Raw genomic sequence first — 17,530 nt, 5'->3', positions numbered from 1 at the left:
CGCCCGGCGTGGATGGGCGGGGCCTGCGGGCGGCGCGAACGCGCAGCACGGGCCGTCCGCGAACGGCTCACATGTTCTCGATCATGACCCGGCCGAAACCCGAGCAGCTGACCTGCGTGGCGCCTTCCATCAGCCGCGCGAAGTCGTAGGTCACGCGCTTGCTCTGGATGGACTTCTTCATCGCGCCGATGATGAGGTCGGCCGCCTCGGACCAGCCCAGGTGCCGCAGCATCATTTCGGCGGAGAGGATCTCGGAGCCGGGGTTCACGTAGTCCTTGCCGGCATACTTGGGCGCGGTGCCATGCGTGGCCTCGAACATGGCGACCGAGTCGGACATGTTGGCGCCCGGCGCGATGCCGATGCCGCCGACCTGCGCGGCCAGCGCGTCGCTGATGTAGTCGCCGTTGAGGTTCAGCGTGGCGATGACGCTGTATTCGGCAGGCCGAAGCAGGATCTGCTGCAGGAACGCATCGGCGATGCTGTCCTTGACGACGATGTCCTTGCCGGTTTGGGGATTCTTCAGCTTCATCCACGGGCCGCCGTCGATGAGCTCGGCCGCGAATTCCTTCTGCGCGAGGGCGTAGCCCCAGTCGCGGAAGCTGCCTTCGGTGAACTTCATGATGTTGCCCTTGTGCACGAGCGTCACGCTGGGCTTGTCATAGTCGATGGCGTACTGGATGGCCTTGCGGACCAGCCGCTCGGTCCCTTCGCGGGACACCGGCTTCAGGCCGATGCCCGAGGTCTCCGGGAAGCGGATCTTTTGGATGCCGAATTCGGTGCGCAGGAAGTCGATGAGCCGCAGTGCCTTGTCGGAGCCCGCCTCGAACTCGATGCCGGCGTAGATGTCTTCCGAGTTCTCGCGGAAGATCACCATGTCGGTCTTCTGGGGCTCCTTCAGGGGAGAAGGCACGCCCTCGAAATACTGGATGGGCCGCAGGCACACGTACAGGTCGAGCTGCTGGCGCAGCGCCACGTTCAACGAGCGGATGCCGGCGCCGACTGGCGTGGTGAGCGGGCCCTTGATGGACACCACGTAGTCGCGCACCGCATGCAGCGTCTCGTCGGGCAGCCAGACGTCGGGGCCATAGACGCGGGTGGACTTTTCCCCCGCGAAGATCTCCATCCAGCGGATCTTGCGCTGGCCGCCGTAGGCCTTGGCTACCGCCGCATCCACCACCTCGAGCATCACCGGGGTGATGTCGATCCCCGTGCCGTCTCCTTCGATGAAGGGAATGATCGGCTGGTCCGGCACGTTCAGCGTCAGGTCGGGGTTGACGGTGATCTTCTGGCCCTCGGCAGGCACCTGGATGTGCTGATAGCTGGTCATGTAGGGGTCTCTGGTGAAAGCGCTCCGCGCGTGCCTGTGCGCACTGACGAGCTGTCCGCGAGCCTTGGATTCTAGCGACAAAGGGATTGCGCTCCCTGTCAACGCAGGCAGGCGAAAATCCGTTAAAAACAGCGTCTCGCGGGCTGTTCCGCGAGCACTGTCCTCATGGAACTGGCATATATGAAAAAACTCCTCGCTGTCCTGGTCTCCGCTGGTCTGTTGACTGCCACCGCATTCGCTCAGACCTCCGCCCCCCTGCAGGCCGCACCCCAGGCACAGGCCGCCGCCATGGTGGATGCACCCGCCCCCAAGGCCAAGTCCGCCCACGCCCACAAAGCGTCCAAGGCCCACAACCACCACGCCAAGGCCACCAAGACTTCCGGCAAGAAAGTCGCTCACAAGAAGAGCAAGAAGCACAAGGTAGCTGCCTGATCTTCCTAGGGAAGCTCTGCACGAATCGAGCGGAAAGTGGGCGCTGCGGATCGGGAGGGGCTGCAAGGCGCAAACCGCAGCCATAGCGAGGCTATGGCGAGGATTTGCAACGCCGCAGACTGCCCGAATTCGCAGATGCACACGGCGCGGTGATTCGTGCAGAGGTTCCCTAGAGGCACTTGCCCTCGCCGGTGCCTTCGATCCAGCCCGCCTCGTGCGGGCTTTTCTTTGCCCGCCGGGTTTTTGCCGAGGCCGTGGCCGTGCGGGCGATGATGCGGCTCGACAATTGGTCTTCCCTGATGCAGGCTCTCTCCATGACTTCAAGCCACACCTTCTCCCTTTATCGCCGCCGCACCATGGGCGCGGTCCTCTCCGCGTTCGTGCTGTGCTGCGGCGCGGCCGCGCACGCCCAGTTGTCGCAGGAACCGCAGACGCAGTTGCAGCGCGTGGACATCACCGCGGGCATGCACCGCATCGACGCGCAGGTCGCGGTGACCCCCGAGGAACGCCAGATCGGCCTGATGTTCCGCAAGTCCATGCCCGCACAGGAAGGCATGCTGTTCGTGTTCGAGCGCCCCGCCACCCAGTGCTTCTGGATGAAGAACACGCTGCTGCCGCTCACCGCGGCATTCGTGGCCGACGACGGAACGATCGTCAACCTGGCGGACATGAAGCCCCAGACGCTGGACTCGCACTGCTCCGAAAAGCCCGTGCGGTTCGTGCTGGAAATGAATCTCGGCTGGTTCGAGAAAAAGGGCATCAAGGCCGGATTCAAGCTGTCCGGCACTCCGTTCTCCAAGGCGCGTTGACCCATCGCATTCAATGCACAAAATGAGGTGCGACCTCTAATATTGCTGCACTGCAACAAAAAGGCTTGCGCCGCGAGACCAACCGTCTAGAATTTGGCCCATGCTGCACTGCAACATGAATATCGACAGGTGTTTGTGAGGTCGTGGCGGCTGCCAGTGTCCATCAATGCATCAAGTTCTTTTCACAGGAGATATGTCATGACTCTCACGCCCGAACAACTGCTCGCTTCCCACAAAGCCAACCTGGAAACCCTGTTCGGTCTGACGAGCAAGGCATTCGAAGGCGTCGAAAAGCTGGTCGAGCTGAACGTGACCGCATCGCGCGCCGCCCTGTCGGAAGCCGCCAACCACACGCAAGCCATGCTGAGCGCCAAGGATGCGCAAGAGCTGCTCGCCCTGCAGGCCAGCCTGTTCCAGCCCCTGGCCGAGAAGACCGCTGCTTACAGCCGCCACCTGTACGACATCGCCTCGGGCACCAGCACCGAAATCGGCAAGACCTTCGAAGCCCAGGCATCGGAAGTGCAGCGCAACTTCAGCACCATGGTCGACACCGCCGCCCGCAATGCCCCCGCAGGCTCGGAAACCGGCGTGGCCGTGCTGCGCAGCGCCGTCTCCGCAGCCAACACCGCGTACGAATCGGTGCAAAAGGCCGTGAAGCACGCCAGCGATGTGGCTGAAGCCAACTTCAGCGCCGTGGCCAGCACCGCAACCAACGCCGCCAAGACCGCCACGGCCAACGCCGTGCCCCGCAAGCGCTGATCGCGAGGGCGTGCCCACGGCACGCTTTGCGCTCTGCATGGCCTTGGCCTGCAGACTCCACGAAAGCCCGGCCCCGCCGGGCTTTCTGCTTTTCAGCACCTTCGGCCCACGGTGCCGCGCCCAATGCCCCGTCTGGCGCAGGACTATGGTTAAGAACCATTCGCGTTTAACTTATCATGGCCGCCGTTTTCCACCACCGAAAGAACTTTGCCATGTCGAATTTTGTGAGATCGGTTCTTGCCGTTTGCGTCGCGGCGGCCACGGCTGCGTCGGCCCAGGACCAGGTCGTGAACCTGTATTCGGCCCGCCATTACGCGACCGACGAGGCGCTCTATGCAGGCTTCACCAAGGCGACCGGCATCAAGGTGAACCGCGTCGATGCGGACGATGCCGGCATCATCGCGCGACTCAAGGCCGAAGGCGCTGCGTCCCCGGCCGACGTGATCCTGCTGGTCGATGCAGCCCGGCTCTATCGCGGCGAGACCGACGGTCTGTTCCTGCCGATCAAGTCCAAGGTGCTGGAAGACGCCATCCCGGCGAACCTGCGCGCCACGGCCGCAGCAGACGGCGGCATTCCCTGGTTCGGCCTGTCCACCCGCGCTCGCGTCATCGTCTACAACAAGGCGAAGGTGCAGCTCGAAGACGTGGACACTTACGAGGAACTGGGCGACCCCAAGAACAAGGGCAAGGTCTGCATCCGCTCGGGATCGCACCCCTATAACCTGAGCCTGTTCGGCGCCGTAATGGAGCACATGGGTCCCCAGAAGACCGAAGCCTGGCTCAAGGGCGTGGTGGACAACCTGGCGCGCCAGCCCAAGGGTGGCGACACCGACCAGATCAAGGGCGTGGCGGCTGGCGAATGCGACATCGCGGTGACCAACAGCTACTACCTCGCCCGCATCCTGCGTTCCGAGAAGCCGGAAGACGTTGCCATCGCCAGCAAGGTCAGCGTGGTGTTCCCGAACCAGCAGTCCTGGGGCACGCACATGAACATCGCGGGCGGCGCGGTGGCCAAGCACACGAAAAACCAGGCCAACGCCGTCAAGTTCCTGGAGTATCTTGCCAGCCCCGACGCGCAGAACTACTTCGCCAACGGCAACAACGAGTGGCCGGCGGCCAAGGGCGTGGACCCGGGCAATCCGGCGCTCAAGACCATGACCGGCGGCAAGCCCTTCAAGAGCGAGACCATTCCCATCAGCGCCGTGGGCGCCAACACGGTCAAGGTGCAGCAGATGCTCGACCGCGTGAATTTCCGCTGACGCCTTCTGGCGCGCACCCTGCAAGAGCCCGGCACGCCGGGCTTTTTCACGTCTGCCTGGTACCGGCTTGGGCATAATCCGACCTTACGTTTACGTCAACGTCATCAGGAGACAACTCATGGAAATCCGAGGCAAGGTGTTCGTGGTCACGGGCGGTGCGTCCGGGCTGGGTGAAGGCACGGCGCGCATGCTGGCGGCCGAAGGCGCCACGGTGGTCATCGCCGACGTGCAGGCGGAGAAAGGCGAGGCCCTGGCGCAGTCGATCGGCGGCGCGTTCGTGCGCTGCGACGTGACCCAGGAAGCCGACGCGCAGGCCGCCATCGACAAGGCCGTGTCGCTGGGCAAGCTCATGGGGCTCGTCAACTGCGCCGGCATCGCCCCGGCGGAAAAGACCGTCGGCAAGAGCGGTGCCCACAGCCTGGCCGCCTTCAGCAAGGTCGTCACCGTGAACCTCATCGGCAGCTTCAACATGATCCGGCTGGCGGCGGAGGCCATGTCCAAAAACGGTCCGGAATCCACGGGCGAGCGCGGCGTGCTGGTGTCCACGGCCAGCGTGGCCGCCTACGACGGCCAGATCGGCCAGGCCGCCTATTCGGCGTCGAAAGGCGGGATCGTCGGCATGACGCTGCCGATCGCACGCGACTTGGCCCGCAGCGGAATCCGCAACATGACCATCGCACCCGGCATCTTCGGCACGCCCATGCTGTTCGGCATGCCGCAGGAGGTGCAGGATGCGCTCGCGGCCGGAGTGCCCTTCCCCAGCCGGCTGGGCACGCCGCAGGACTATGCCAAGCTGGTGAAGCACATCGTGGAGAACGAGATGCTCAACGGCGAGGTGATCCGCCTCGACGGCGCCATTCGTCTCGCACCACGCTGAGCTACCCGGCGCAGCGAAAATACGCCGCAGCCCTGGTTCGAGGGCTGCGGTGCGCACCCTGGCCGCCGAAGCGCGATGCCAAAGCCAAAAGCCAAGCCCCAATGCAAAAAGCCGCCGCAATCTTTCGACTGCAGCGGCTTTGCAACCAACTGGCGGAGTGGACGGGACTCGAACCCGCGACCCCCGGCGTGACAGGCCGGTATTCTAACCAACTGAACTACCACTCCTGGTAGGCAGCGTTTGCCTGGCGACTTGCTCACCAAGCCAAGTGCTACAAACTTGGCGACCCTACGGGGATTCGAACCCCGGTACTCACCGTGAAAGGGTGATGTCCTAGGCCTCTAGACGATAGGGTCAAAACCTGGAACTGACTAACCGACGACTGACAAAGTGGTGGAGGTAAACGGGATCGAACCGATGACCTCTTGCATGCCATGCAAGCGCTCTCCCAGCTGAGCTATACCCCCACTTTCCTGGCTTTCACCAAGAATGCTCGAAAAGCCAGGCTCCTCGAAGCATGAACTGGCGGAGTGGACGGGACTCGAACCCGCGACCCCCGGCGTGACAGGCCGGTATTCTAACCAACTGAACTACCACTCCTGGCAGGCAGCGTTTGCTTGGTGACTTGCGTACCAAGCCAAGTGCTACGAACTTGGCGACCCTACGGGGATTCGAACCCCGGTACTCACCGTGAAAGGGTGATGTCCTAGGCCTCTAGACGATAGGGTCAAAACCTGGGAACTGACTGACTTCCAAATCTCTCGGTGGTGGAGGTAAACGGGATCGAACCGATGACCTCTTGCATGCCATGCAAGCGCTCTCCCAGCTGAGCTATACCCCCACTTGACTTCGACTTGCATAGTATGCTTGTCGTCATCACCTGAGCCTTGAATTATAGACAGGTTTTCAGGCCCTCAGCAATCTTGCTGCAATTTTTTCGCGTCCGAGCAATTCGAGCACCGCATCGACCGATGGCGTGTGCGCCGTTCCCACGGTCAGCACCCGCACCGGCATCGCCAGCTGGGGCATCTTCAGGCCCTGCTCCGCCAGCACCTGCTTGAAGGCGGCGGCAATGGAAGCCTTGTCCCATGCACAGCTCGCCAGGCTGGCGCGCAGCGCGTCGATCGCCGGCCAGATGGCTTCGGTCACATGCTTGGCTCTTTCCTCCGCGTTCGGAGTGACGTCGCCGTAGAACACCGCGGCCCAATCCGCCAACGCCAGCGTGGTGTCGCAACGGTCTTTGAACAACGCGCAGATGCGCGGGAGCCGCCCGTCGGCCAGTTCCTGCTGCGGCAGACCGCGTGCAATCAGCAAGGGCTGGATGATTTCGGCCAAGGCTTCGTCCGGCATGGCTTTCAGATGCTGCGAGTTCACCCAGCGCAGCTTGGCTTCGTCGAACTGCGCGGCACTGCGCCCCAGATGATCCAGGTTGAACCACTGCAGGAACTGTTCGCGACTGAAGATCTCGTCGTCGCCGTGGCTCCAGCCCAGGCGCGCCAGGTAGTTGATCATGGCCTCGGGCAGGTAACCCTCGTCGCGGTACTGCGTGACGGCCTTCGCTCCATTGCGCTTGCTCATCTTCTCGCCCTGCTCGTTGAGCACGGTCGGGAGATGGGCATACACGGGCGGCTCCTTGCCCAGTGCCTTGAAGATGTTGATCTGGCGCGGCGTGTTGTTCACATGGTCGTCGCCGCGGATCACATGGGTGATGGCCATGTCGATGTCGTCCACCACCACGCAGAAGTTGTACGTCGGCGTGCCGTCGGGCCGCGCGATGACGAGATCGTCCAGTTCGTCGTTGCTGATCTCGATGCGGCCCTTGACCTTGTCGTCCCAGGCCACCACCCCTTCCGACGGGTTGCGGAAACGCAGCACCGGCTTGACCCCGTCCGGCACCGCGGGCAGCGTCTTGCCCGGCTCGGGGCGCCAGGTGCCGTCGTAGCGGGGCTTGAGCTTGGCCTGCATCTGGCTTTCGCGCAGGGCGTCGAGTTCTTCCACGCTCATGTAGCAGGGGTAGACGAGCCCCTCGGCCTGCATCTGAGCGAGCACGGCCTTGTAGCGGTCCATGCGCTGCATCTGGTAGAACGGGCCTTCGTCGGGTTCCATGCCCAGCCAGGCCATGCCCTCCAGGATGACGTCGACAGCCGCCTGGCTGGAGCGTTCCACATCGGTGTCTTCGATGCGCAGGATGAAGTCACCGCCGGTTGCCCGGGCGAACGCCCAGGGATAGAGCGCCGAGCGGATATTGCCCAGGTGGATGAAGCCGGTGGGAGAAGGAGCGAAACGGGTACGGATTTTGGTCATGCCAGGGTGTCCAGGCCGCGTGCGAGGTCGGCCTTGATGTCATCGATGTGTTCCAGGCCCACGGCCACGCGCACCAGCCCCTGGCCGATGCCCGCCGCCTGGCGCTGCGCTTCGGTCAGCCGGCCATGGGACGTGCTGGCGGGGTGTGCCGCCATGGTCTTGGTGTCGCCCAGGTTGGTGGCGAGCGACAGCACCTGGAGGCTGTCGAGCACGCGGAAGGCGCCCGCCCGCGCGGCTTCCGCACCCGAGGCCTTGACGGCGAAGGAGAGCACCGCGCCGCCCACGCCCGACTGCTGGGCCATCGCCAGCGCATGCTGCGGATGGCTCGCCAGGCCGGGGTAGTACACCTGCGCCACGGCAGGGTGGGCCTGCAGCCACTGCGCCAGCGCGAGGGCATTGGCGGACTGCGCCCGGACGCGGATGTCCAGGGTCTCCAGCCCCTTCAGCACGACCCAGGCGTTGAACGCCGCCAACGTCATGCCGGCGCTCTTGAGCACCGGCAGGAACTTCTCGTCCACCAACGCCTGCCGGGTACAGAGCGCCCCCGCCATCACGCGCCCCTGGCCATCCAGGAACTTGGTACCCGAGTGCATGACGATGTCGGCACCCAGGGCGATGGGCCTTTGCAGCACCGGCGTGGCAAAGCAGTTGTCCACCGCCAGCAGCGCGCCGGCGTTGTGCGCCAGATCCGCGAGCGCGGCGATGTCGCAGACCTCGGTCAGCGGGTTGGTCGGTGTTTCGGCGAACAGCAGGCGGGTCTCGGGCCGGATCGCCTGGCGCCACGCGGCCAGGTCGGTCTGGGGAACGAAGCTGGACGTGATGCCGAACTTCGCCAGGTCGGACCCGATGAGCCTGATGGTGGAGCCGAACATCGACTGCGAACACACCACATGGTCGCCCGACTTGAGAAGGCCCATGCACATCATCAGGATGGCCGACATGCCGGAAGCGGTGGAAATGGCCGCCTCGGCGCCTTCGAGCGCCGCCAGCCGCTGCTCGAAACTGGCCACCGTGGGATTGCCATAGCGGCCATACGTAAAGCCGTCCTCCTCGCCCGCGAAGCGGCGGGCTGCCGCCTCGGCCGAGGGCTGGACGTAGCCGCTGGTCAGGTACAGGGCCTCGGAGTTCTCGCCGTACTGGCTGCGGTCCGCAGCCGCGCGCACGGCCAGCGTGTCGCGGTGCAGGCCGGGTGGGAGCTCGTTTGCAGCCATGGTCATGCCTCCTGCGCGTTGGGCAGGGCCAGGCGCGAGGTGTCTTCGCCCAGCGGATCTTCCTGGCCCACGCGGGCCTCGTTGATGCGCTGGATGTCGTCCGCGTTGATGTCGCCCGTCACGTAGACACCGTCGAAGCACGACGCGTCGAAGCCTTCAATGCGGCCATTGAGCGAACCCACGGCCTTCTTCATCGCGTTGACGTCCTGGTAGATCAGCGCATCGCAGCCGATCGACTCGCGCACTTCCTCGACCGTGCGGCCGTAGGCGACGAGTTCGCTGCTGGTGGGCATGTCGATGCCATAGACGTTCGGGTAACGCACCGGCGGCGCGGCGCTGGCCAGGTACACCTTGCGGGCGCCCGCGTCGCGCGCCATCTGCACGATCTCGCGCGAGGTGGTGCCGCGCACGATGGAATCGTCCACCAGCAGCACGTTGCGGCCCCTGAATTCGCTGGCGATCACGTTGAGCTTCTGGCGCACGGACTTCTTGCGCACGCCCTGCCCCGGCATGATGAAGGTGCGGCCGACGTAGCGGTTCTTGACGAAACCCTCGCGGTACGGAATGCCCAGCAGATGCGCCAGCTGCGTCGCGCTCGGACGGCTCGATTCGGGGATCGGAATGATCACGTCGATATCGCTCGGCGGCACGGTGGAGATCACCCGCTTGGCGAGCGACTCGCCCAGGTTCAGGCGCGCCTGATAGACCGAGATGCCATCCAGCACGGAGTCTGGCCGCGCCAGGTACACGAATTCGAAGATGCAGGGGTTGAGCTGCGGCGCCTGCGCGCACTGGCGCGAGTGCACCGTGCCGTCCTGCGTGATGAACAGGGCTTCGCCGGGCTGAACGTCCCGCTCGAACACGTGGTTGGTGCCTTCGAGCGCCACCGACTCGCTGCCGACCATGACGGTGCCGTCGGCGCTGCGGCCCATGCACAGCGGGCGAATGCCGTGCGGGTCGCGGAACGCCACCAGGCCGTGGCCTGCGATCAGCGCGATCACGGCGTAGGAGCCCTTGACGCGCTTGTGCACCGCTTCGACGGCGGCGAATACATCGTCCACCTGCAGCGGAACGCCGCGCGACGCGCGCTCCAACTCGTGCGCGAACACGTTGAGCAGCACCTCGGAATCGCTCTCGGTGTTGGTGTGCCGGTGGTCGGTGGAGAACAGTTCGGCGCGCAGTTCCTGGGCGTTGGTGAGGTTGCCGTTGTGCACCAGCACGATGCCGAACGGCGCGTTCACGTAGAAGGGCTGGGCCTCCTCTTCGCTGTAGGCATTGCCCGCCGTCGGGTAGCGCACCTGGCCCAGGCCCACCGGGCCGGGCAGCGCACGCATGTTGCGCGTGCGGAAGACGTCGCGCACCATGCCCTTGGCCTTGTGCATGAAGAACTTGCGCCCTTCCTGCGTGACGATGCCGGCGGCGTCCTGCCCCCGGTGCTGCAGCAGCAGCAAGGCGTCATAGATCAGTTGGTTGACGGGAGCTGCGCTGACCACGCCGACGATTCCACACATATTCGCGTTCCATTGAAAGGCGGGACCGTCCCGCCGAAAAACCGCTCGCCTGCCGCACACCACGGCCGGCGAACATCAAGAAGGCAGATGCCTTGCAAACTCCTGGGGCACCACCGGCCGCAGCCAGGCGATCGCCTCTTGCAACATGGGGGCGGCCTGGGATTCTTTCCACCAGTCGGCCTCGTGCAGCGGCGTCCACAGGGCGACCAAGGCCACCACCAGCATCACGATCACGCCCCGCAACAGCCCGAAGACCGCGCCCAGGGCCCGGTCCGCGGGCCGAAGCCCCACCGCATCGACCAGCTTCTTCGTGAGCCAGGCGATGAAACCGAAAAAGAAGACCGCTCCGACGAAGACCAGTACGAAGCCGGCCGCATGGCGCAGCGCGCTCTGCGCCTCGCCCATAGGCAGCCATGCCCCCACGTCGCCAGCGAACCACTGCGCCGCGATGAAGGACGCCACCCAGCCCGCGAGCGACACCAGCTCGAACACGAGCCCCCGCCACGCCCCGATCACGAACGACGCCGCCAGGATGGTCAGAAACACCCAGTCCAATCCGCTCAGGTGCCAGCCCGCGGGCAACGACCCGGCTTCCATCGGCCTACAGCGTCAGCACGGAAGCGGACAGCCCCAGGCCCTTGATGCGGCCCACCGCCTTGTCGGCCTCCGCGCGGCTGGCGAAGGGGCCCGAACGCACCCGCGTGCGCTTGCCATCCTTGGTATCCACCACCTGCGTATATGTTTTCAGACCGGCGCGCTCCAGCTTGGTTCGCACTTCCCGCGCCTTGTCGGCATCGGCGAAGGCGCCCACCTGCACGATGAAGCGGCCTTCCTCGTCGGCCTTGGCGGCCACGGCGGCCGGCAGCACGGCCGTGGTGGGCTGCGGCGTGGCCGTGCGCCCTTCCAGCAACGCCCGGGCGCGTGCCGCGTCGTCGGTGCGCGCCGTCCTGGCGGGCTCGGCAGGCGCTGCGGGCTTCGGTTCCACGCGCGACTCGTGCCGAGAGTCAGCTTTGGTGTCGGGCTTGTGTTCTGAACGGGCCACCGTGGCCGCAGCGGTATCGGCCCGCGAAGCAGGTGCTGCCGGCGCAGCAGGTGCCGCCGGCGCGGCGGCCTTGCTGGCCTGCCGGGAGGTGACCACTTCCTCGCCCGCGTCGAGCCCGGCGGTGCTGCCACCGGCCACCGCGCCAGTGGCGGGGGCCGCGGGCTTGGCGTCGGCCAGGGCGGGCTTAGGGTTCTCGGGCACGACCAGTGGCGCGACCTTGTTGCGGTCGGGAATTTCGATGGGAATGTCGACAGCCACCGGGCGGGGCTGGGTGTCGAAAAGCATGGGGAAACCGATGATGCCGATCAGCACCAGCACGGCCGCGCCGATCAGCCGATGCCGGGCGCGCCGGCGCATGACGTCGATGCTCTCGGCATGCGAGCCACCACGGGAGCGCCGGGTCGGCTTGGCGCTCTCGCCCTGCGCCTTCTGGCCGGGCCAACGGAACTTGAAAAATGCCATGGAATGCGGACCCGTTATGCGCCGAGATGCTTGGCCTGAAGGCGCGGCGTTCCGTCGTGGAGCACCCCGCCAACGGTGTAGAACGAGCCAAAGACCACGATTCTATCAGTGGGTTCCGCCGCATCCACGGCGGCCTGGAGCGCCTGCACGGGGTTGGCATGCACGCTCGTCGCGACCTGCCGGCGCCCGCCCGCGACGATCTGCAGGGCGTTCCATTTCTGCTGCAGGGCCACCGCCGTCTCGGCGCGGGGCGTGGGCAGGTCGGTGAAATACCAGCGGTCGATCAGCGGCCCGACCTTGGCCAGCATGGGGGCGAGGTCCTTGTCCGCCATGGCGCCGAACACCGCATGGGTCGTGGGGAAGAAACCCATGGCGTCCAGGTTTGCCGTCAAGGCCGCCACCGAATGCGGGTTGTGCGCCACGTCCAGCACCAGCGTCGGCTGCCCGGGGACGATCTGGAACCGCCCGGGCAGTTCGACCATGGCGAGGCCCGTGCGCACCGATTGCGCGGTGATCGGCAGCCGGCCCCTCAATGCCTCGAGCGCCGCCAGCGCGCCGCTGGCGTTCATCAGCTGGTTGGCGCCGCGCAGCGCCGGATAGGCCACGCCCGCATAGCGCCGGCCTCGGCCCGCCCACGACCATTGTTGCTTGTCGCCGGAGAAGTTGAAATCCTCGCCGAAGCGCCACAGATCGGCGCCGATCTCCTGGGCATGGCGGATGACGCTGTCCGGGGCCATGGGGTCGCTGACCACCACCGGCCGGCCAGCGCGCATGATGCCGGCCTTTTCCCGGCCGATGGATTCGCGGTCCGGGCCCAGGAATTCGATGTGATCGATGTCGATGCTGGTGATGACCGCGCAATCGGCGTCCACCACGTTGGTGGCGTCGAGCCGCCCGCCCAGGCCGACCTCCAGGATCGCCACATCCAGCCGCGCCTGGCTCATCAGCCGAAGGATGGCGAGCGTCGTGAACTCGAAGTAGGTGAGCGACACGGCCTCGCCGCCACCGGTGCGGGCGGCCTCCACCGCCTCGAAATGGGGCACGAGGTCGCCGGCCGCGACGATCTCGCCATGGATGCGGCAGCGCTCCTCGAAGTGCACCAGATGGGGCGACGTGTACACGCCGGGCCGGTAGCCGGCCTGCAAGGCCACGGCTTCGAGCATGGCGCAGGTCGATCCCTTGCCGTTGGTGCCGGCCACGGTGATGACCGGGCAGTCGAAGCGCAATTCCAGGCGCCGGGCGACTTCGCGGACGCGGTCCAGCCCCATGTCGATGTTCTTGGGATGCAGCCGCTCGCAGTGAGCCAGCCAGTCGGCCAGGGTCGTGGGTGGGGTGTTCATGCTGCGGCGAATTGTCGCCGACGCGCGCATGGGCGATGATCGACGCCATGAGTACCCCCGCGATCACCCTCTACGGCATTCCCAACTGCGACACGGTCAAGAAAGCGCGCGCCTGGCTGGCAGCTCAGGGCGTGGATTGCCGGTTCCACGACTTCAAGAAGCAGGGCGTGCCCGCCGAACGGCTGGGCGGCTGGATCGCGGCCGTGGGCTGGGAAAAGCTCGTCAACCGCCAGGGCACGACCTGGCGCAAGCTCGACTCCGCCGCCCAGGCCGCCGTGCAGGATGCCGCCAGCGCCAGCGCGCTGATGCAGGCGAACGCCTCGGTCATCAAGCGCCCGGTCGTCGAATGGGCTGGAACGGCGGACGGCCCGGTGACCGTCGGTTTCGACCCGGTGGCCTGGAACGAAAGGCTCGCCAGCCGCTCCAAGTCCTGAAACCGCGAGGTCGGCCCTGCCCCAACGGCCGCGCCGGTAGATCCGGTCACCGTCTTTACGCAGCTTTACGCCGGAACACGGTTCACCTTCAGCCCGCGGGCTCAACCTATCTGTTGAGCGGTGCGTTGTACACCTATCCAAAGGAGCGTCTCCATCATGAAAAAGACCATAGCCTTCGCAGCGTTGGCCGCCGTGGCGGCCGTTGCCAGTGCACAGGAACAGGGCCGCGTGCTGTCGGCCACCCCGATCACCCAGCAGGTGGCCGTGCCGCAACAGGTGTGCGGCAACGAAACGGTGTATTCGGAACAGGGCCCGAGCGGCGCCGGCGCGCTGCTGGGCGCCGTGGCCGGTGGCGCCGTGGGCAATGCCATCGGGCACGGCGGCGGCCGCGCCGCGGCGACGGCGCTGGGCCTGATCGGCGGCGCGGTGCTGGGCAACAACGTCGAAGGCACGCGCGGCGGCTACCAGAACGTGCAGCGCTGCTCGACCCAGACCTATTACGAAAACCGGGCGGTGGGCTACAACGTGGTCTATGAATACGCGGGCCGCCAGTACACCACCCGCACGCAGAACGACCCGGGCGCCTGGATTCCGCTCAACGTGCAGCCTGCCGTGCAGGGCATGACGAGCTACCCGCCCACCGCCGGCTACGTGCAGCCCGGCGTGGTGGTGACGACCCAGCCAGGCCCGGTGGCCTACGTGCAGGCGCCGCCGCCCGCCCCGGTGGTGATCGAGTACCGCGACGCCTGGGGCCAGCCTTACTACGGCCCGCGCCACCGCGACCCTTACTGGCGTTGAGCGTCGGTCCGCCGGGCTTGCCCGCCCCCCCCTCGAAGGAGCTTCATGAAGCTCCGTTTTTCATGCCCGCAGCCGTGCGGCGGCGGCGCCATCGCGGCGCATGCCTAAAATCGACGGTTTGACCCTCCTCTGCCCGCATCCATGACCACCGAAAAAATCGACGGCGTGTCCGTCACCACCCAGGCCAACGTGTATTTCGACGGCAAGTGCGTGAGCCACAACATCACGTTTCCGGACGGCACGAAGAAATCGGTGGGCGTGATCCTGCCCGCCACCCTCACCTTCAACACCGGCGCGCCCGAGATCATGGAAGGCGTGGGCGGCGAGTGCGAATACAAGCTCGACGGTACGGATGCATGGGTGCGCTCCGGCGCGGGCGAACAGTTCAGCGTGCCCGGCAACTCGAAGTTCGAGATCCGCGTGACCACCGCCTACCACTACATCTGCCACTTCGGCTGAAAGGCAAGGCAACGCACATGGCCACCATCCTCCAAAGCCTTCCCCTGAACCAGAAGGTAGGCATCGCCTTCTCCGGCGGCCTCGACACCAGCGCGGCCCTGCGCTGGATGAAGAACAAGGGCGCCCTGCCCTATGCCTACACCGCCAACCTGGGCCAGCCCGACGAGCCCGACTACGACGCCATTCCCGCCAAGGCGATGGAATACGGCGCCGAAAAGGCCCGCCTGATCGACTGCCGCAAGCAGTTGGCGCAAGAAGGCATCGCCGCCCTGCAGGCCGGTGCCTTCCACATCAGCACCGCCGGCATCACCTACTTCAACACCACGCCGCTGGGCCGTGCCGTGACCGGCACGATGCTGGTGGCGGCCATGAAGGAAGACGACGTCCACATCTGGGGCGACGGCTCGACCTTCAAGGGCAACGATATCGAGCGCTTCTACCGCTACGGGCTGCTCACCAACCCCGCCCTGAAGATCTACAAGCCCTGGCTGGACCAGCGCTTCATCGACGAGCTGGGCGGTCGCGCCGAAATGTCCGCCTTCATGACCAAGGAAGGCTTCGGCTACAAGATGAGCGCCGAGAAGGCCTACAGCACCGACAGCAACATGCTGGGCGCAACGCACGAAGCCAAAGACCTGGAGTTCCTGAACCAGGGCATCCGCATCGTGAACCCGATCATGGGCGTCGCGTTCTGGAAGGACGACGTGCACGTGAAGTCCGAGGAAGTCTCGGTGCGTTTCGAGGAAGGCCAGCCCGTCGCCCTGAATGGCGTCGAGTACAGCGACCCGGTGGCCCTGTTCCTGGAAGCCAACCGCATCGGCGGCCGGCATGGCCTGGGCATGAGCGACCAGATCGAGAACCGCATCATCGAGGCCAAGAGCCGCGGCATCTACGAAGCTCCGGGCCTCGCGCTGCTGCACATTGCCTACGAGCGCCTGGTGACCGGCATTCACAACGAAGACACCATCGAGCAGTACCGCATGAACGGCCTGAAGCTGGGCCGCCTGCTCTACCAGGGCCGCTGGTTCGACCCGCAGGCCATCATGCTGCGCGAAACCGCCCAGCGCTGGGTGGCCCATGCCGTCACGGGCACGGTGACGCTGGAGCTGCGCCGCGGCAACGATTACTCCATCCTCAACACCGAGTCGCCCAACCTGACCTACGCGCCCGAGCGCCTGTCGATGGAAAAGGTGGAGGACGCGCCATTCAGCCCGGCCGACCGTATCGGCCAGCTGACCATGCGCAACCTGGACATCGTGGACACGCGCGCCAAGCTCGGCATCTATGCCCAGTCGGGCCTGCTGTCGCTGGGTGGCGACGCAGCGCTGGCGCAATTGGGCGACGACAGCGAAAAAAAGTGAAAATACGCTGCCGGCGCCTGATGCATAAGCGCTGGCAGCTATCAAAATAGAAGCAACCGCCCCGCCGCAAGGCCGGGCGGTTTTTTTGTGGTGCGGCTATTTCTGCCGATCGGTGTCACAAACCGGGTTTGCCAGCCGTCTTCAAGGCATGAACGCCAGCACACCCGCCACCATCATGGATTCGATCACCTCCACCTTCCAGCAGCACCGGCCGCGCCTGATGGGCGTGGCCTACCGCATGCTCGGCAGCCGCGCCGATGCCGAAGACGTGCTGCAGGACGCCTGGCTGCGTTGGCAGCAGGCAGATGCGGAGAGGGTGCACACCGCCGAGGCCTGGCTCGTCACCACCGTCACCCGGCTGTGTGTCGACCGGCTGCGGGCCGTCCGGCACGAGCGCGAGCACTACAGCGGCCCCTGGCTGCCGGAGCCCTGGATCGTTGAAGCGACGGCCCCGCCAGCCGACGCACGGGCCGAGCTGGCGAGTGACCTGTCCATGGCCCTGCTGGTGGTGTTGGAGCGGCTGTCGCCGGATGAGCGAGCGGCCTTCTTGCTGCATGACGTGTTCGACAGCGACTACAGCGAAGTGGCCGCGGTGCTGGACCGCAGCCAGGCGGCCTGCCGCCAGCTGGTGCATCGCGCCCGCACCCAGGTGCGCAAGAACCAGGTGCGCTTCACGCCCACGCCGGATGCGGCCAGCGCGCTGCTGCACCGGTTCGTGAACGCCATGCGGGCGCAGGACCATGTGGCGATGCTGTCGCTGTTCGCCCAGGACGCCACCTGGACGCCCGACGGCGGGGGCAAGGTGCCGGCCGCCACCAAGGTGCTGCGCGGCCCGCGCGCCCTCAGCCGCCTGGCGCTCGCCGTGTGGCGGCTGCATCTGCAGCACCTCACCGCGTGCGAAGTGCAGATCAACGGCGCGCCAGGCCTGCTGCTGCGTGAAGGCAGCGTGCCCCGACTCGCGCTCGCGCTGCAGACCGACGAGACCCACATCCACGGCATCTACACCGTGTTGAACCCCGACAAGCTGCGCGGCTTGTAGGCCGCGCGCCTGCGGGCTCCTCCCGTCAGCCACGCCAAACGGGTGCAGGCCAGCGACGGCTTGCGGCAATCCGCTCCGCGTTTTCTTTTCATCACCCCCTCGCTCA

17 protein-coding genes and 6 tRNA genes are annotated in these 17,530 nt (G+C 66.0%); 10 read left to right on the top strand and 13 right to left on the bottom strand.

Annotated elements, in window-relative coordinates:
- Positions 1 to 67: 67 nt before the first annotated feature.
- Entirely contained in the window at positions 68 to 1,327 is a 1,260-nt protein-coding gene (gene icd / locus ABWV53_RS14055) for an NADP-dependent isocitrate dehydrogenase (RefSeq protein WP_353366765.1), read from the bottom strand.
- Between the two features lie 180 nt (positions 1,328 to 1,507).
- On the opposite strand from icd, the gene ABWV53_RS14050 reads away from it, so the two are divergent.
- From ABWV53_RS14050 to ABWV53_RS14030, 5 genes are all read left to right on the top strand, one after another.
- On the top strand, positions 1,508 to 1,759 hold the full coding sequence (locus ABWV53_RS14050; protein ID WP_353366764.1) for a hypothetical protein: 252 nt from the start codon (positions 1,508 to 1,510) through the stop codon (positions 1,757 to 1,759).
- A 314-nt stretch (positions 1,760 to 2,073) separates the two neighbouring features.
- On the top strand, positions 2,074 to 2,568 hold the full coding sequence (locus ABWV53_RS14045; protein WP_502903902.1) for a DUF192 domain-containing protein: 495 nt from the start codon (positions 2,074 to 2,076) through the stop codon (positions 2,566 to 2,568).
- Positions 2,569 to 2,766: 198 nt separating this feature from the next.
- Entirely contained in the window at positions 2,767 to 3,327 is a 561-nt protein-coding gene (locus ABWV53_RS14040; RefSeq protein ID WP_353366763.1) for a phasin family protein, read from the top strand.
- A gap of 212 nt (positions 3,328 to 3,539) precedes the next feature.
- Positions 3,540 to 4,586 carry an extracellular solute-binding protein gene (locus ABWV53_RS14035; RefSeq protein ID WP_353366762.1) on the top strand — a complete coding sequence of 349 codons (1,047 nt, stop codon included), beginning with the start codon at positions 3,540 to 3,542 and terminating at the stop codon, positions 4,584 to 4,586.
- A 118-nt stretch (positions 4,587 to 4,704) separates the two neighbouring features.
- Entirely contained in the window at positions 4,705 to 5,463 is a 759-nt protein-coding gene (locus tag ABWV53_RS14030) for a 3-hydroxyacyl-CoA dehydrogenase (RefSeq protein WP_353366761.1), read from the top strand.
- Positions 5,464 to 5,613: 150 nt separating this feature from the next.
- On the opposite strand, the gene ABWV53_RS14025 is transcribed toward ABWV53_RS14030, so the two are convergent.
- The 12 genes from ABWV53_RS14025 to folC form a co-directional block, all read right to left on the bottom strand.
- Positions 5,614 to 5,690: transfer RNA gene (locus tag ABWV53_RS14025), tRNA-Asp, on the bottom strand.
- A 53-nt stretch (positions 5,691 to 5,743) separates the two neighbouring features.
- Positions 5,744 to 5,819 (bottom strand) — tRNA-Glu (locus ABWV53_RS14020).
- Between the two features lie 35 nt (positions 5,820 to 5,854).
- Positions 5,855 to 5,930, bottom strand: a tRNA-Ala gene (locus ABWV53_RS14015).
- Between the two features lie 56 nt (positions 5,931 to 5,986).
- Positions 5,987 to 6,063 (bottom strand) — tRNA-Asp (locus tag ABWV53_RS14010).
- Between the two features lie 53 nt (positions 6,064 to 6,116).
- A tRNA-Glu gene (locus ABWV53_RS14005) sits at positions 6,117 to 6,192 on the bottom strand.
- Positions 6,193 to 6,228: 36 nt separating this feature from the next.
- Positions 6,229 to 6,304, bottom strand: a tRNA-Ala gene (locus ABWV53_RS14000).
- 65 nt (positions 6,305 to 6,369) lie between these two features.
- On the bottom strand, positions 6,370 to 7,767 hold the full coding sequence (gene gltX / locus ABWV53_RS13995) for a glutamate--tRNA ligase (RefSeq protein WP_353366760.1): 1,398 nt from the start codon (positions 7,765 to 7,767) through the stop codon (positions 6,370 to 6,372).
- Positions 7,764 to 8,978 carry an O-succinylhomoserine sulfhydrylase gene (locus ABWV53_RS13990; RefSeq protein WP_353366759.1) on the bottom strand — a complete coding sequence of 405 codons (1,215 nt, stop codon included), beginning with the start codon at positions 8,976 to 8,978 and terminating at the stop codon, positions 7,764 to 7,766. The genes gltX and ABWV53_RS13990 overlap by 4 nt, the downstream gene beginning before the upstream one ends.
- A gap of 2 nt (positions 8,979 to 8,980) precedes the next feature.
- Complete coding sequence (gene purF, locus ABWV53_RS13985; RefSeq protein WP_353366758.1) at positions 8,981 to 10,489, bottom strand: amidophosphoribosyltransferase; 1,509 nt, start codon at positions 10,487 to 10,489, stop codon at positions 8,981 to 8,983.
- 75 nt (positions 10,490 to 10,564) lie between these two features.
- Positions 10,565 to 11,053, bottom strand: a complete 489-nt coding sequence (locus ABWV53_RS13980; RefSeq protein WP_353366968.1) for a CvpA family protein — start codon at positions 11,051 to 11,053, stop codon at positions 10,565 to 10,567.
- 37 nt (positions 11,054 to 11,090) lie between these two features.
- Entirely contained in the window at positions 11,091 to 11,993 is a 903-nt protein-coding gene (locus tag ABWV53_RS13975; RefSeq protein WP_353366757.1) for an SPOR domain-containing protein, read from the bottom strand.
- Between the two features lie 14 nt (positions 11,994 to 12,007).
- Positions 12,008 to 13,333, bottom strand: coding sequence for a bifunctional tetrahydrofolate synthase/dihydrofolate synthase (gene folC / locus ABWV53_RS13970; RefSeq protein WP_353366756.1), 1,326 nt, complete (start codon positions 13,331 to 13,333; stop codon positions 12,008 to 12,010).
- A gap of 47 nt (positions 13,334 to 13,380) precedes the next feature.
- Between folC and ABWV53_RS13965 the strand changes: the two genes are divergently transcribed.
- From ABWV53_RS13965 to sigJ, 5 genes are all read left to right on the top strand, one after another.
- Entirely contained in the window at positions 13,381 to 13,767 is a 387-nt protein-coding gene (locus tag ABWV53_RS13965; RefSeq protein ID WP_353366755.1) for an ArsC family reductase, read from the top strand.
- A 156-nt stretch (positions 13,768 to 13,923) separates the two neighbouring features.
- Positions 13,924 to 14,565 carry a glycine zipper 2TM domain-containing protein gene (locus ABWV53_RS13960; RefSeq protein ID WP_353366754.1) on the top strand — a complete coding sequence of 214 codons (642 nt, stop codon included), beginning with the start codon at positions 13,924 to 13,926 and terminating at the stop codon, positions 14,563 to 14,565.
- 141 nt (positions 14,566 to 14,706) lie between these two features.
- On the top strand, positions 14,707 to 15,024 hold the full coding sequence (gene ppnP / locus ABWV53_RS13955; RefSeq protein ID WP_353366753.1) for a pyrimidine/purine nucleoside phosphorylase: 318 nt from the start codon (positions 14,707 to 14,709) through the stop codon (positions 15,022 to 15,024).
- A 17-nt stretch (positions 15,025 to 15,041) separates the two neighbouring features.
- On the top strand, positions 15,042 to 16,385 hold the full coding sequence (argG, locus tag ABWV53_RS13950) for an argininosuccinate synthase (protein WP_353366752.1): 1,344 nt from the start codon (positions 15,042 to 15,044) through the stop codon (positions 16,383 to 16,385).
- A gap of 148 nt (positions 16,386 to 16,533) precedes the next feature.
- Entirely contained in the window at positions 16,534 to 17,424 is an 891-nt protein-coding gene (sigJ, locus tag ABWV53_RS13945) for an RNA polymerase sigma factor SigJ (RefSeq protein WP_353366751.1), read from the top strand.
- Positions 17,425 to 17,530 lie beyond the last annotated feature (106 nt).

The sequence above is a fragment of the Acidovorax sp. FG27 genome (assembly GCF_040365715.1).
Classification (GTDB): Bacteria; Pseudomonadota; Gammaproteobacteria; order Burkholderiales; family Burkholderiaceae_C; genus Paracidovorax.
Note: the sequence above shows the minus strand (reverse complement) of the source record. Positions and strands in the feature narration are given on the sequence as shown.